This is a genomic window from Pseudoalteromonas sp. APC 3694, assembly GCF_030407565.1.
Classification (GTDB): Bacteria; Pseudomonadota; Gammaproteobacteria; order Enterobacterales; family Alteromonadaceae; genus Pseudoalteromonas; species Pseudoalteromonas tetraodonis.
Window position 1 is genome coordinate 1 of the sequence record NZ_JASDDE010000079.1, and the last position, 15,080, is coordinate 15,080.

15 protein-coding genes, 1 rRNA gene and 1 pseudogene are annotated in these 15,080 nt (G+C 39.2%); 7 read left to right on the forward strand and 10 right to left on the reverse strand.

From position 1 onward, the window contains the following. Positions 1-193: 193 nt before the first annotated feature. The 3 genes from QMA00_RS17335 (at position 194) to QMA00_RS17345 (ending at position 4,679) form a co-directional block, all read left to right on the forward strand. Positions 194-649, forward strand: a complete 456-nt coding sequence (locus QMA00_RS17335) for an Lrp/AsnC family transcriptional regulator (protein WP_036980784.1) — start codon at positions 194-196, stop codon at positions 647-649. A gap of 72 nt (positions 650-721) precedes the next feature. Continuing rightward, positions 722-3,448: an ATP-binding protein gene (locus tag QMA00_RS17340; protein WP_076923188.1), complete on the forward strand. Its 2,727-nt coding sequence runs from the start codon at positions 722-724 to the stop codon at positions 3,446-3,448. Between the two features lie 91 nt (positions 3,449-3,539). Further along, on the forward strand, positions 3,540-4,679 hold the full coding sequence (locus tag QMA00_RS17345) for a GNAT family N-acetyltransferase (protein ID WP_036980779.1): 1,140 nt from the start codon (positions 3,540-3,542) through the stop codon (positions 4,677-4,679). On the opposite strand, the gene QMA00_RS17350 is transcribed toward QMA00_RS17345, so the two are convergent. Continuing rightward, positions 4,656-5,246 carry a DUF938 domain-containing protein gene (locus QMA00_RS17350; protein ID WP_036980778.1) on the reverse strand — a complete coding sequence of 197 codons (591 nt, stop codon included), beginning with the start codon at positions 5,244-5,246 and terminating at the stop codon, positions 4,656-4,658. The two genes, QMA00_RS17345 and QMA00_RS17350, sit on opposite strands and share 24 nt — an antisense overlap. A gap of 193 nt (positions 5,247-5,439) precedes the next feature. On the opposite strand from QMA00_RS17350, the gene QMA00_RS17355 reads away from it, so the two are divergent. The 4 genes and pseudogenes from QMA00_RS17355 (at position 5,440) to QMA00_RS19000 (ending at position 8,252) form a co-directional block, all read left to right on the forward strand. Next, the gene (locus QMA00_RS17355; RefSeq protein WP_013463685.1) at positions 5,440-5,625 is read left to right on the forward strand and encodes a hypothetical protein; all 186 of its coding nucleotides are present in this window, start codon (positions 5,440-5,442) and stop codon (positions 5,623-5,625) included. A gap of 216 nt (positions 5,626-5,841) precedes the next feature. Beyond that, on the forward strand, positions 5,842-7,221 hold the full coding sequence (locus QMA00_RS17360; RefSeq protein ID WP_036980776.1) for a class II fumarate hydratase: 1,380 nt from the start codon (positions 5,842-5,844) through the stop codon (positions 7,219-7,221). 107 nt (positions 7,222-7,328) lie between these two features. Further along, on the forward strand, positions 7,329-7,847 hold the full coding sequence (locus QMA00_RS17365) for a hypothetical protein (protein ID WP_175610069.1): 519 nt from the start codon (positions 7,329-7,331) through the stop codon (positions 7,845-7,847). A gap of 10 nt (positions 7,848-7,857) precedes the next feature. Then, positions 7,858-8,252, forward strand: a pseudogene (locus tag QMA00_RS19000) (hypothetical protein). Positions 8,253-8,267: 15 nt separating this feature from the next. On the opposite strand, the gene QMA00_RS17375 reads toward QMA00_RS19000, so the two are convergent. The 9 genes from QMA00_RS17375 to rrf form a co-directional block, all read right to left on the reverse strand. Beyond that, positions 8,268-8,453 carry a hypothetical protein gene (locus QMA00_RS17375; RefSeq protein WP_008113278.1) on the reverse strand — a complete coding sequence of 62 codons (186 nt, stop codon included), beginning with the start codon at positions 8,451-8,453 and terminating at the stop codon, positions 8,268-8,270. A 64-nt stretch (positions 8,454-8,517) separates the two neighbouring features. Further along, positions 8,518-8,838: a hypothetical protein gene (locus QMA00_RS17380; protein WP_008113280.1), complete on the reverse strand. Its 321-nt coding sequence runs from the start codon at positions 8,836-8,838 to the stop codon at positions 8,518-8,520. After that, a complete protein-coding gene (locus tag QMA00_RS17385; protein WP_013463680.1) occupies positions 8,835-9,473 on the reverse strand; it encodes a hypothetical protein in 639 nt (212 codons plus the stop codon). Before QMA00_RS17385 ends, QMA00_RS17380 begins: the two co-directional genes overlap by 4 nt. Before the next feature lie 71 nt (positions 9,474-9,544). Then, on the reverse strand, positions 9,545-10,237 hold the full coding sequence (locus QMA00_RS17390; protein ID WP_036980772.1) for a PspA/IM30 family protein: 693 nt from the start codon (positions 10,235-10,237) through the stop codon (positions 9,545-9,547). Between the two features lie 24 nt (positions 10,238-10,261). Continuing rightward, positions 10,262-10,675, reverse strand: a complete 414-nt coding sequence (locus QMA00_RS17395; RefSeq protein ID WP_004335098.1) for a DUF2170 family protein — start codon at positions 10,673-10,675, stop codon at positions 10,262-10,264. Positions 10,676-10,755: 80 nt separating this feature from the next. Continuing rightward, positions 10,756-12,477, reverse strand: a complete 1,722-nt coding sequence (locus QMA00_RS17400) for a polyamine aminopropyltransferase (protein ID WP_076923189.1) — start codon at positions 12,475-12,477, stop codon at positions 10,756-10,758. 4 nt (positions 12,478-12,481) lie between these two features. After that, complete coding sequence (locus QMA00_RS17405; RefSeq protein WP_075170889.1) at positions 12,482-13,381, reverse strand: DUF350 domain-containing protein; 900 nt, start codon at positions 13,379-13,381, stop codon at positions 12,482-12,484. 25 nt (positions 13,382-13,406) lie between these two features. Then, on the reverse strand, positions 13,407-14,339 hold the full coding sequence (locus tag QMA00_RS17410; protein WP_010392530.1) for a hypothetical protein: 933 nt from the start codon (positions 14,337-14,339) through the stop codon (positions 13,407-13,409). Between the two features lie 488 nt (positions 14,340-14,827). Next, a 5S ribosomal RNA gene (rrf, locus tag QMA00_RS17415) occupies positions 14,828-14,942 on the reverse strand. Positions 14,943-15,080: the final 138 nt, after the last annotated feature.

Consider the following 15,080-nt stretch of genomic DNA (forward strand, 5'->3'; position numbering starts at 1 on the left):
TAAGTGTTCACGATAAAACCGGAATCGGTGTTCACCATCACCGGAATACGCACTCATGACTACATCCTGTTATTATTATGTCTTAATGCTAACAAAAACCCCTGAGGGTAAAACGTCAAAAAAAATAGTAAAAATACCTTTTGTTAGCAATAATCACTACCAACATTAAAATAATTAATAAGATCCCATAGTCATGTTAGATAAAAAAGATCAGCAGTTACTGGTTGCCTTACAATCGCATGCCCGCATGTCGGTTTCTGAATTAGCCAATACCATTAACCTATCAGACACCCCAACTCTTAGGCGTATCAAAAAGCTTGAGCAGGAACATGTAATTACGGGCTATCACGCTGCAATTAACCCTAAGTCGCTCAACCTTAATGTGCTGGTTTATGCTTTCGTGCGACTAAGTCAAAACTCGGTGAGTGCGGCACAGCAATTTGAGCTGCATGTAGAAAAACTTCCCCATGTACTTGAGTGCTCTGTGATCTCAGGTAGCCACGATTATTTACTGAAAATTATTTCTCAGGATTTAGAAAGCTATGAGCAGTTTGTAAAGCACCAGCTGGGGAGCTTAAGCTGCATCGCCAATATAGAGTCAACGGTAGTACTCAAACAATCATTTAGTAAAAAGCAGCTACCACTTTAAAAATAATACTATTTACTGTCGATTCGCTATACTAAAATATCATTATAAAAATAATATTTAACAAGGATGCATGTGAAGATTTTTGGTTCAACATCCAATTCTTTTGTTTTTTACATATCGTTTGCGGTTGCTTACTTTATAACTGGTAATTTATTAACTAATTTTGCCTTTCAATCACAAGTCATCCCTATCTGGCTCCCTGCAGGTATTGCCCTAGTTGGCTGTTTTATCTGGTGGTGGCGCTTTATCCCTGCATTATTTATTGCCTCTGTCTCCTTTAATTTAAGTACCAGTGATAACGTTATCTCTGATCAAGTTTTAATTGGCAATACATTAGAGCAGGTGTTACTAATCGGCTTTGGCGCTGTGCTGCAAGGGATGATTGGCGCAGCTATTTTAAAATACTGGCTAGGTCATCCGCTGTTCTTAAAGAAACGCCAATCAATAATATATTTTATTTTTATCGTTGGTATTGTTGTTAGCCTAATATCGGCCAATATTGGCGTCTATGCTTTAAGTCAGTTTAACCCTGCTCACAGCATTGATAATCATTGGAGAAATGTTACTTTTTGGTGGCTTGGTGATTCTCTAGGCGTGCTGATCGCAACCCCCTTTTTATTAGCGTTATTACAACCTAAATTTAAACGCCATGATGTTACCCCATTACCTACTATCGCAGTATGCTCGGTATTATTCATCTCAGTAGCCTTAACCACTAAGCTATATAACCAAGAGACTTATTCAAATTCAATACAAATTGCCAAGCGCGAAACATCTATTATTGAAAACAGTTTGCTGAGCAATTTAAACCTCAGCCAAATAACCGTACAAAGCCTTGCAAGCCAAATACAATCAACGCCAACTTTAAGCAGGCAAGAGTTTAATAGCTACAGTGCCCAACTATTGGCTGAGCATTCATTTATTAAAGCATTTTCATGGAATCGTAAAATTGATCCCGCTCAGGTCAGTGACTTTAACAAACAGCTTAATGAAATTTATAACGCATACAACTTTGATCCAAGCATTAAAGGGGCACCATTATCAAACAATGACCCATTGGTGGTTATTACCTATATTGCCCCTTTTACAGAAAACCAATCAGCGATAGGTTTTAATCTTAATTCTCGAAAAGATCGCCGTGAAACTTTGCTCGACCCACGTATCAAAATTCGCCCGATAGGGACTAAAATAATTCAATTAGTTCAAACACAGCAACCTGAACCCGCGTATTTATTATTTGCTCCCGTGTATCAACAAAATAATGAGGTTGCCTCAATTAAAGGTTACGCAACAGGTGTATTTTTAGTAAAAAACATACTTGCTCAGTCGCTTACGCAAGCACAAAATAAAATGTTTAATATCGCTATTTATGAAGCCAATGCTATCAATCCGTTTTATTCAAATGCCGAAAATATTCCAACCAAAAGCAATAAACTTACAACTATCAAAATTGATTTTTCAGGGCAAACATGGTTCGTTGATTTAACCATTAAAGATGAATTTCTACCGCATCAAACTAATAACATGACACTCTTTTTGCTTATTTTACAGGTCATTGTAAGCTCACTCATTTTACTGATATTACTGCTGTTTAATAACCAGCACCTTGCACTCTCACGCTTGGTAGCAGAGCGTACACGCTCGCTGGTAAAGGCTAAAAAACAATCTGATTTAGCAAATCAAGCTAAAAGCCGATTTTTAGCAAATATGAGTCATGAAATTCGCACTCCGCTTAATGCCGTGATTGGCTTTTCCACTCTAGCTAAAAATGAAGATAGTCCTGAAATTCTTTCTGATTATTTAAATAAAATTAATTTAGCGTCTAAATCATTGTTAAGTTTAATAAATGATGTACTCGATATCTCTAAAATTGAATCACAAAAGCTCACCTTAGAAGTCGCTCCTTTTGATTTGAATGCGCTTCTTGCTCGGATCAGTAGTATGTTCGAGCAAAGCGCAGAACAAAAAGGCATTCTCTGGAAAGTTAATAACCAATTACCAACCGACATTTGGTTTGAAGGTGATGTTATGCGAATTGAGCAAATTTTATTAAACCTATGTAGTAACGCCATTAAGTTTACCCATGAAGGTGAAGTAAGTGTTAGCGCATACAGCAAGGAGATCACCAATAGACGTCGTCAAATTACCTTGACTATTAAGGACTCGGGCATCGGTATTGCGCTATCAGAGCAAAGTAAGTTATTTGATGCGTTCACCCAAGCTGATAGCTCAACATCACGTAAATTTGGTGGGACAGGGCTTGGTTTAGCAATCGCAAAAGAACTTAGCTTATTAATGTCTGGAGATATCAGCGTACAAAGCGAGCCAGGTAAGGGCTCTACTTTTACTCTGTCTGTCGAGTTAAATACATGTGCAGCACAACAAGTAACGTCAAAGCACACACACCAGCATGTTAATTTAAGTAAACTAAAAATACTGGTTGCAGAAGATAACAGCGTCAATCAATTAGTCATAAAAGCAATGCTTAGCTCTTTAGGGATTACACCAACACTAGTGGAAAATGGCGAATTAGCAGTAGAACAAGTTAAAGTAAATGACTTCGATTTAGTATTAATGGATTGCCAGATGCCGATTATGGACGGTTACCAAGCCACCGCCTTGATACGTCAAATGAAAAGTACTGAGCAATTACCAATTATTGCCTTAACTGCTGATGTAATGCCTGAAGATAAAGCCAATGCCTTAGCAATTGGTTTTAACGAACATCTTGCAAAACCTCTCGAACTCGATAAGCTCATACAGTGCCTATCTCAATATATTGCGCCAGATAAACCATAAAGATTTATCGAAAATAGAAAACCAAATATGGCTGTCGCACTATTACCAAAATTAATCAGCAACCCACTTAAAAAATAGTAGGCAAAGCATTATGAGCCACTTTTCACATCAATGGTTTAATAGCATCAACCAAATTGACGCAACACAATGGCATTATTTTTTTGGTAATGACCCTTTTACTCAACACGCTTTTTTATATGCCCTTGAGCAAAGCCAATGTGTAAGCGCAAAAACAGGTTGGCAGCCTCACCACTTAGCCGTTTATGAAGACGATAAACTAGTTGCCCTTGCCCCTGGCTACTTAAAAGCGCACTCCTACGGTGAATATGTATTTGACTGGGCATGGGCTGAAGCTTATGAAAAAAATGGCTTAGATTATTACCCTAAATGGCTGTGCTGTATTCCCTTTAGTCCGATTGAGGGTCAAAGAATACGTATTATGCATAGCAATCCAAAGTTAGTGTATGAATATATAACAGAGCAACTTAATACCCACTGCGCAAAACAAGCCTGGTCAGGCTGGCATGTAAACTTTTGCGATAAAGCACAAGCCTCACAGCTAAATGATGCAGGTGCCATGCTGAGAACCGGGGTACAGTTTCAGTGGTTTAATAATAGCTTTAAAGATTTTGACGATTTTTTAAAAACCTTTAATGCCCGTAAGCGCAAAGCAGTAAAAAAAGAACGCGCTAAAATATCACAGCAAAATATCACCATTGAATGGCTGCAAGGTGAGCAAATCACCACAACAGTGATGCAGCTTTTTTGTGAGTTTTATCAACGTACTTATTTAAAACGTTCAGGCCATTTAGGCTACTTAAACAACGATTTTTTTAGCTTGCTACACGCCTTAATGGCTGAAAAATTGCTCATTATGCTAGCCAAAAAAGACCATAAAGTGATTGCCGCCACATTAAGTTTAATTGGTGACAATACCCTTTATGGGCGTTATTGGGGAGCAAGCGAAGAGGTTGATTCTCTTCACTTTGAGCTGTGTTACTACCAAGGAATTGAATATGCGATTAAGCATAATATTCACTGTTTTAATGCCGGTGCTCAGGGTGAGCATAAAATAGCACGCGGCTTTCAACCCATCACTACTTATTCTGCTCATCATATTATTCACCCCGATTTTAATCATGCTATTGCAGATTACTTAAAACGCGAACGCCAACATATCGATATTTATAAACAACAATGCAGCATTTTATTGCCGTTTAAAAATGAGTAACTGATTATTTGCAGGCATCGCAGTATCGCTAAGTAACTTAAGCCCAGATTGCACTGCAAGTTGCTCAACCGCTTCGAAATCACGAATACCACTAAGCGGATAGCGACTTTGCAATAAACTATTAAATTCATCATTACTGGGGCTGGTAAACTCCCCTTTATATTTGAAAGGGCCATATACACACACCACCCCTTGCTGGTTTAAGTGCTGATTTACTCCAGCAAAAAAACGCGTAATTAACTCCCAGCTCACTATGTGAAAAGTGTTAGCAGTATATATCGCATCCACTTTATTTACTGGCCAAGGATCGTTTAAATCAAGCAATAAAGGCGGATGCAAGTTTGCCAGTTGCACCTCATCATGCCATAACTTTATTCCTTGATGATTAACCTCTCGATCACTGGTATACCATTGTAAATGTGGCAATTTTTTGGCAAAGAAAACGCTATGCTGACCCGTCCCCGAGCCTATCTCAAGTACTGATGCTGCATTTTGCAATGCAGGCTGCAAAGCCTTAAGTATATGATTTTTATTATTTTCGCAGGCTTGTGAAAATGGTTTGGTCATACTGATGCACCTAAATTGCAAATGAATGCACAATAGTAAAACAAATTTCAACTATTCTGTCGTGAGTAAATTGACCAAAATAATAAAATAACTTTAATTTCAATACGTTAAATTATATTTACCGAGCTGGTACGCTATATGCTTTTATTAAATTACTCACTTAATGAGTACTAAACGACAAAAGGATAACATTATGTATATTTCACCCTATACCGCCGTAGACGCTGTAATGGCAATTACCGATAAAAGCCTAGATAAAACGAGTCATGAAACAGATTGTAGAGCAACGGTTATCGACTTACTTTCTCATGTAAAACACACTCAAAAGGCACAAAACAAACATGAAACAGACCAAATATTTATTCTTGGCTACAATTAAAGTTCTGTTTAGCCTTATAACTGGCTGTTTATATAAATACATTATTTAAGTCGACTTAAAATCCGTTTAAGTCGACTTTTTAGTTTTAATCCCACTTGTTAACTTGCCTTGACGCCCCCTACTTTTTAGCTATACCGTTGTAAATAGCAATAACAGCACCATATCTTTTTTTATAGCGTAGTTTAATGTCATATATTCTCTTTTTTAGGAGTACTAATGAGTAACTTTAGAACAGAATCAGATAGCATGGGCACACTCGACGTACCCGTTAACGCACTTTATAAAGCACAAACCCAACGCGCCATTAATAACTTTACGATTAGCAACCTCACCATGCCACAGCAATTTATTATTGCTTTAGCGTATATAAAACAAGCCGCAGCATTAACCAATTTAAAGCTTGGCCATTTAGATAAAACAAAAGCAAATGCAATCGAGCATGCCTGCCAAGAAATTATTGATGGTCAGCATTATGAGCATTTCCCCGTTGATATTTTTCAAACGGGATCAGGTACCAGCTCAAATATGAATGCCAACGAAGTTATTGCAAGTTTGGCTTCAAAACATGCTAATCAACCTATTCACCCTAACGACGATGTGAATATGGGACAAAGCTCGAATGATGTTATTCCCACTGCAATCGCCTTAAGCAGTGCTATCAGTGTTGATAAAAAATTACTGCCAGCACTAGCAAACTTAGCCGACGCCTTAGAGCAGAAAAAAGCAGACATCGGTCATATAGTTAAAACTGGGCGCACTCATTTAATGGATGCAATGCCAGTGACCTTTGAGCAAACACTCAGCGCATGGCAATCGCAGGTAAAGCACGCAGCCCGCGGTATTGAGCATGCACTAATACGTGTTTGTGAACTGGCTCAGGGGGGAACAGCGGTCGGCACAGGTATTAATGCCGACCCACAATTTGCCGCTCTATTTGCCAAACAGCTAAGTGAAAAAGTAGGGATTAACTTTATCCCCAGTGATAACTTTTTTTATAATATTGGATCGCAAGATGCCATTGTGGCTTTATCAGGGCAGCTGAAAGTCTATGCCGTTGCGCAAATGAAAATAGCCAACGATCTACGTTGGATGAATTCAGGGCCGCTTGCGGGACTTGGTGAAATAGAGCTTGAAGCATTGCAGCCTGGTTCATCCATTATGCCTGGCAAAGTGAACCCGGTGATCCCAGAAGCCGCTGCAATGGCTAGTGCGCAAGTCATCGGTAACGACGCCACAATTACCGTAGCAGGCCAAGCTGGCAACTTTGAGCTTAACGTAATGCTACCCGTGATTGCTTATAATATCCTGCAAAGTACAGAGATACTTGCTAACAGTGCGCAAGCACTAGCGGATAAAGCCATAACTAGCTTTAAAGTTAATCAAGCACAGATTGATAAAGCGCTGACTAAAAATCCTATTTTAGTTACTGCACTCAACCCAGTTATTGGCTATGAAAAAGCAGCAAAAATTGCCAAACAAGCTTACCAGCAAGCAAAGCCAATTATTGATATCGCCGAGCAAGAGACAGACCTATCTCGCTCAGAATTAGAGGCATTACTCAATCCAGCTAAATTAACCCAAGGTGGGTTAATGTAAAAACGCCATTAATGGCGCTTTAATATATTGATAGTAGAGTTTTTATTGCCGTAATAAATGCACCGTGTATGATAGTGATGAATAATTCATCACTATCAGGAACGATTATGCGTACTCCATTACTCGCTCTACTACTACCGCTTTGCTTAACAGCTTGCTTAGAAAGCACCTCAAATGAAACTGAGCAAACTAAAACCAATACGGTAGAAAACACGTCTACGCCGATACCACAACAAAAACTACCACAAGCGAATAGAGAAAATAAAATAGCACAGCAACTACCGGTTGATGCTGCAAAGGAAGTGTCGCTTGATGATATTAAAACAGCAAAAAATAAATTAAATAACCTCATAGCAGATAAACAATGTTCAACTAGTTCACAGTGTAAAGTCAGTGCTGTTGGTAGCCGTGCCTGTGGTGGACCAAGTGATTACATTGTGTACTCTACACAAAGCGCACCCCAAGAGCAGGTTTCAGCCCTAAGCGATACTATCACTCAATTAGAAAGTACCTATAATGTGCAAAAAGGCATGATGAGTATTTGCCAACATTTAACTGCGCCAAGCACTCAGTGTGTTGAAAATAAATGTGTTAAACTTGAAGGCTCTGCGGTAAGTGTATTTTAAGGATTAGATTATGAGTTGTTTGTCATCCGTAATTAAGCTATCAGCTACCTGTGTTGTTATGACTATGCTGCTTAGCAGTTGCAGTAGTGCACTAACATCAAGCAAAGCTCAAAACGCGAGTGAATCTGTTTTAAATACTTAACTTAATGAGCTTACAAGTAATAAAAGCTGTACAGCCAGCTATCAATGTTAGGTGTTTGCTCGCGTGTCTGTGGGGGGCCGAGTAAGTATGTTGTGTACTCAACATTAAATCACTCTCAAGAACAAGCAGAGCAATTAGCGCAAAAAATCACTGAGCAAGAACAACTAGATAATGCAATGCTTGAGTTCAAAGACTGTTCACCAGTGTTAGAAGTCCACTCTTTATGTATTGATAATCAATGTAAAACAGTTAACTACCAGTAGCAGTTCGTTTCGGTGTTAATCTAATAGTGGTATTAACACCGAAATAACCACCACCATGAAAATACACACACCTGCCTTAAAAATGTATTCCAGTGGCATTTTTTTCTGTACCCAGTAAGCATATATAAAACGCACGAAGTAGCTTGCCGCCGTGCCAAATAAAGCAAACATGAGTAAGTAGGCAATCAATAAGATATTCACAGCGGTACTTTTTTAGAAAATAATAGCCCCAGTGTAAGTATTTTACATAAAGAAGGCAAAAGGGTTACTTAGTCTTTTTTGTATGCTCAATTAGTAACTCTGCTACCTGTTGCTTTACCGCTCTTTTATCATCTACTGCCACTTCAAACCGGCTAGCCAATTGCGCTATTTCGTCATCATTTAAATTAAACGATAGTCGTTGCCGTGTTTTTTTAGACTTTACATCAAGACCTAAAATTTTACGGATCATATCTGAGGGAGTGAGCTCTTGATCGATAGCTTGTTTTTTTATCGACTTTTGTACCTCACTACTCAAATCAAATGCCATTTGCGTGGCGCGCACAGCTTGCTCTTGGCGCAACCACTTGTCTTTAGCATCACTCACTGAGCATCTCCAGGAAACAAATCAACAATATCGCTAATTGGGCGAGTTAACGTCAGTGAGACTTCTGTTTCACCTCCCTCCCAAATCTCTATATTAACGCTATGCCCTTCATCAGGAGAGGCTAAGCAAATCATTTCGCATGGTTCACCACCTTCTTGCTCATAGCGAGGCAGCGTTTGGCCACGAAAGTCTTTATTATGAAAATAACAAACATAAGGCGATTCACTTTGCTGATAGCTTTTCGCTAAAAATTGCATAAAACGCTCAGGGGTATTTTGTACCGTGATATGTGTTAATGACTCTTCATCAAAAATACGCGCAAATTCATCAAGACCAAAGATCTCTTCAACTTCATCACGCTGAATTTTTATAGAGAAGTTTGCCCACTGTTCACCATCATTTTGCTCTATTTGTAAAAACACCACTTGGCCAGTGTTAGTTTCAAGTACAAATTCAGTATCACTGCTGTGTTGGTACTGATACGTTTGCACATCAATAACGCGCAACGTTTGACCTTTAAGCCATGAAGGATAAGCAAACGAATCAATGACAGTAAACATGTCGCCTTTTTTAAGGTCACTCGCATGATTAAGCTGACGTTCTGGCTTTTTTTTAGATTTGAAAAAATTAAACATATAAGGTGCCTCTGTAAGCAAAAAAGGTAACGGAGCGAAACTCGGTTACCTTTTTGATATGGTTCTAAATGTTAACTATTTTGCTTCGCTTTAATGCGCGCTAAAATATCAGCACTTTTTGGATTCGTATCACCAATACCTGCTTCAGCCATTTTAGCTTTTAAATCGTCGCCATTAACATCTGCTTCTAGAGACTTTGCAGCACCTAATTGATCAGTACGGTCTTGCTGGCGTTGCTTAATACGCTCAAGCGACTGACGCGCCGACGTCATTGACGAATTATTAGTATTAAGCGTGCTATTTACAGCCATTGTCGCTTGTTGAACGCTTTCTGTGGTTTTAACCATAGTAAGCTGACGCTGGTTTTCTTTAATTGATTTTTCAGCATCTTTAACTTGCTGCTTCAATGTCACTATGTGATTAGTAAAGCCCGCTAATACTTGCTCGTGTTCGGCTTTCTCAGCTTCAAAGTCACCAATTTTTTCTGCAATTTCTAATGCTAATGCTTCATTCCCTTTTTCAAGGGCTTGACCTGCATACGCTTCGTGCTCAGCAATTGATGCATCTACTGCGCTAATTTTACGCTTAGTTTGCATCTCTTTAGCCATTACTTCTGTCAGGCTTTTTTTAGCACGATTCAGTGCATTTTGTGCATCGGCAATTTCTTGTTCAAAAATACGAATACCATTGGCATCAACAATTGCTTCGCCTGCTTCACGTGCGCCGCCACGTACTGCTGTAAATAATTTTTTTAAAATACTCATAATCTTAACTCCACTAACTAGCTACTAATCGTTTAAATATAAGGTCACGGCTTCTAGTGCATCTATAGCGTTATCAGCTAATGTCACTAGTTCGTGGGTAACATCATCTAGAGATGAATTTACCGACAGTGCACCAAAAATCGCGTATTTATTATCGATCTTAGCAAATGCACTCAGTGGAATTGGCACGTTTAAACGCAGTAATGTTTCGTTTAACTCGTTGCGTAATTCACTTTTTACTTCATCTTCGTCAAACAAGTAGCTAATACATAGTAATTGCTCTTGTGTTTGAGTAACAAAAATTGGAAGCTCGTCATTTCCATCAACAATGACTTGTAAAACATCTTGCTCACCTGGATTGGCAATCAAGAAAGACTCAAAGTTAGCACCCTCGGTTTCAAAAGACGCTAATTTTATTGAAAGTTCATTTAATTCCATGTCTCTGCCTTTTCGTCATATGACATATTATGTCTGAGTTAAGATTCGCATGGTCGACATATTATGTCAACCATGTTTTATTAATTTTTATACAATTCACTTTCTATTTGCCAAGCTGCTCGGTAATAATCATATAAGCGACCAGAACCTAACCTATTGACTTCAATATCGTTCACTTGTTCAAAATAGTTATTAGGAAATGCAAAACTCGCTAATAAATATTTTTTACTAATCCACCGAGATGGCACTGGCATATCAGTTATATTGCTAATACGGGCACTAGGTGATTGCCCCATTTTAGTCGCAATAGTCCATCCCCATTGACCAAACGAAGGAATGTTTTGCTGATATTGCTCTACATAATCAAAACCTGCGGCTTTCACCGTTTTAGCAATACTTAAAAATGCCTTTTTCGCATGATAAGGCGATGTTGACTGTACCGCCATAGCACCATCAGGCGCTAATAATTGGCGTACATGATTATAAAAGTAATCGCTGTACATCTTATTAAGATCAGGGTGATTAGGGTCTGGCAAATCAATTAAAATAGTATCGAACTGCTTTGACTGATCCAGTAACTTTTCGACTTCTAAAAATGCATCACCCACAATAATATTTGCTCGGGGGTCATGCATCGATTCATTATTGAGTGCCACTAATCGCTGTTTAATATCATCAGGCGGTGTGTATTGATTATCTTTATGACCAAATAAATTGAGTAGCTGTCCATCTAAATCAATTAAAGTCACTTCCTCAACCGGCCACTTTAATACATCACGCATGGCCAATCCGTCACCGCCACCAATAATCAAAATACGGTCATGACGATTAGATGCGAGCATTGCAGGATAAACAAGCATTGAGTGATATATTTGCTCATCTACACTAGAGAACTGCAAACGACCATTTAAATATAGATCAGTAATTGGCTGAGGCTGATTTTTACTTAAACGCTCTGTTAGCACCACATGTTGATACTTAGTCGACTGAGAGTAAATAACTTTATCTTTGTATAGTACGTTACTTAGGTTATCCATCCAGCTACTACCAAACTGCAAAATAAAAGCGAATAACACCAGCAGTAATATATGGCAAACCAATAGCAACTTAGCAAAGCGTACATAGCTATGGTAACGCCATAAAAAGGCAAGTCCGGCAATAATGTTAAATAGCGCTGTCCAAGCGGCGGCTTGCATTATTGGCATTGCGAGCATAATACTCACCCAAATTGCCGCGCCAATACCAGCGCCAATATAGTCAGCCCCATATATAGTGCCGGCGTTATTTTCTAAAAAACGTCCATAAACATGCTGGCGAATACGGGCAATAAGCGGTATTTCCATACCAATAAATAGCCCTAATATTAAGCCAAATACATAAGGTAAAAAGCGAGACCACTCTTGCAGCTTTTGAAAGACATAGCCATTGAGAATAACGTCTGGTGGAATATTAAAGATACTTGAAAATAAATGAGGGAGTGAATAACTCACGGCAATAATGCTAGCAATGGCTAATATACAGCCCATACCTATGAGCGCAATAATACTCTCTAGCCAAGCAAATGCGGTGAAGGCATCTTTAAACCAACGCGCTAAAAATGCACCCATCCCCATAGCTACAATCATAGTGCCTATCATGGCGTAAATTGCACTCTCAACTGAGCCGAGTACTCGGCCAGCATAATGAGAAAGTAAGTATTCATAAATAAGGCCGCATCCTGCGAGTACGGCCATAACAGTGATCAGTAAAATATCATGCCCAAGTAAATTAAATTTACTTGGGGAAGCTTGAGTTGATGACACGTGATTATGCACCCAGTAGTGTGGCCATAGTGATCCCGACAGCAAATGACACAGCTGCAGAAATAGCGGCAACACCCACATTCTTTTGACGATTCACTTCATCTGAAATATTACAGCCAGCAAGAATGATTTTAATCGTCAGTAAGTGCAGTAAAATGAAAGCAACCAAACAAACAACGGCGCTTAGCGCCCAGTAAAGTAAACTCGCATTAATATTATCGGCAGCATAAGGAGCAATGCCCGTTGCAGCAGTAATGGCTAATGCACTACCAATTAAAAAGCCTGCATAACGAACACCTACTGCTAAATTACCATCAACAATGGCTTGTTGTAGGCAATCACCGCTTTTATTGGTGCGTTTAAATAACTGCACTCGGTATTGGCTTACTAAAAGCAGTACCACACTACCAATCACAAAAGCGGCAATCACAATAGGAATGCCATGCCAACCTTCAGTAGCAACCCATAATAGTGCTGAGCGGATAACCACTGCAACACTTACTACATGGCCAAAATCAATAATTGACGCAGTAACGTTACCTTTGACTATTTCGTTATGTAAGCTTACTTTACGCAATGCCACTTTATCTTGAAAAAAGTGACCCAGCTTTATAAGCAGAATTGCTAATGCGCCATAGCCAAGCATTAACAGAGCTTCTTTTTGTAACGTAGCAGCAAAAGCACCACTACTCACGCCCGTTAACACAATCGCAAGTGCTACCAAACCAGCGGCAAAGCTTATTCCAAATGCAAAGTTATCGCGCTCGGTAATTTCATCATTGGCGTGTAAATTAGATACCCAACCTTTAATATACTTTAAGCTCACAAACAGTAAGATGATAATTGCAAAGTCCACAGACAGTGCTTGCAAAGACCACATAGTTATTCCATTAAATTCATACATATTATTCTAACTCCAACGTTATTCTTTACTTACCACGACTTACGCCGCGCGAGGTTCTGCTGCTGCTATTACGAACCGATCCTGAATTATTGCTATAACTACTCGCTCTTGAGTAACTGCTGCGACTTTTAGGCGGCGTATAACTGCTGCGACTCAAACCTGATGCACCTGTTTTTTTACTCGCATAAGGACTAGTGAACTGCTTGCCTTGGCGTTGGTAAGATTGTCGTGTACGTGTTTCTAATGCACTTTGGGTTTTTATTTGTTTAGGGCTTGAGTAACGAGTACGACCATAGTCATTGTAGTAACTATACTTACGGCGTTTACTCCAACTTCCGTATTCAACTCGGTCAAATACATCACCCAAAATACGGTACATGCCGTACCATTGCCAAAAGCTAATACCGCTACTATTCGTTTGCCAATTACCATAGTTAGGATTACCTACCATTTGGTTACCGACCCCTTCGCCTTCAGCTTTTTGGCTTATAGCACCAACTCGTGCCAAAGAACCATTCGACATATCCGCAAGCATATTAATAGGATCGGTTAAGGCATCAGAAAATAACGTTGGCTTGGCGGCTTCACGCAATAAATCAATATTGTATAAAGTGTCTTCGTAAGGAGGAATTAAGTAATTACCCTTAATATCATCAAGGCGTTGGGTTAAGCCACTATAAAGGGCTCCCTGGCGTGTGGCATCAAGGCTAACTACATCAACAACCTTACTGAGTTCAGGTTGCTGTTGTTTAAGGATACGACTGTATTCTTTAAGAATAATCGCATTACGTATACTACCATTATCAAGTGCTTTACCAAGCTGAGTAAGCTCGACATCGGCCTTTTTAATGGACTCTTGAATTGTTTGTTGTAGCTGTTCTTCTTTAGATTGACAACCAATCAGTGCTGTAAACAAACAAAACAGGCTGAGAAGTTTCCAAGCTTTTATATTCGACATTCATGTCACCTGATTTACTAAATTATCCTAGATAGTTTTACACAGGACAGTTATTAAACCAACAATGAAATTGCAACAAGATGATAATTTAGGGACTAGTTTAAAGATGCAATGCAAAGAGAATAACTAAGATCAGTAAAGAGAGAGTGCTGATGGTAATACTTCAAAACTAAGGGCTGTACGCTGACTTATATTTGGAGTCGGTGTGCTACTTCGTTGCGATGACGCAGTAGAATGCCTTAGGGTCGGCTCTGATCAATTCTCTTCCTTTAACCTAATACCTTCTTTTACTTTATTCCAAACGTAAAAAAGCCCGACTCATCCTCTGTCGTGTTCTTTTATCCGTGGGTTTCGTGATACTCAACCACGCTACGGTGGTCAGGTTAACGCTGTGCAGCTGATAGCTGACGGCTGACGGCTAATACTTTCACTTTCCTACAGACGTAAAAAAGCCCGACTCTTTCGAATCGGGCTTTCTCTTATTTGGAGCCTGGTAATGTCCTACTTTCACATAGCAAATGCTACACTATCATCGGCGCTGTTTCGTTTCACTACTGAGTTCGGCATGGGGTCAGGTGGGTCCAAAACGCTATTGTCACCAAGCAAATTTGGTGTAAGGTCGATTTAATCAAGCTTACTAAAATTTGGAATTCTGATAATAAAGTCTTCTAGTATCTACTTTAGTCTATTAACTTCTTCGCTTGTTTCACTATCACATAAAACGCGTTTGGCGTTGTATGG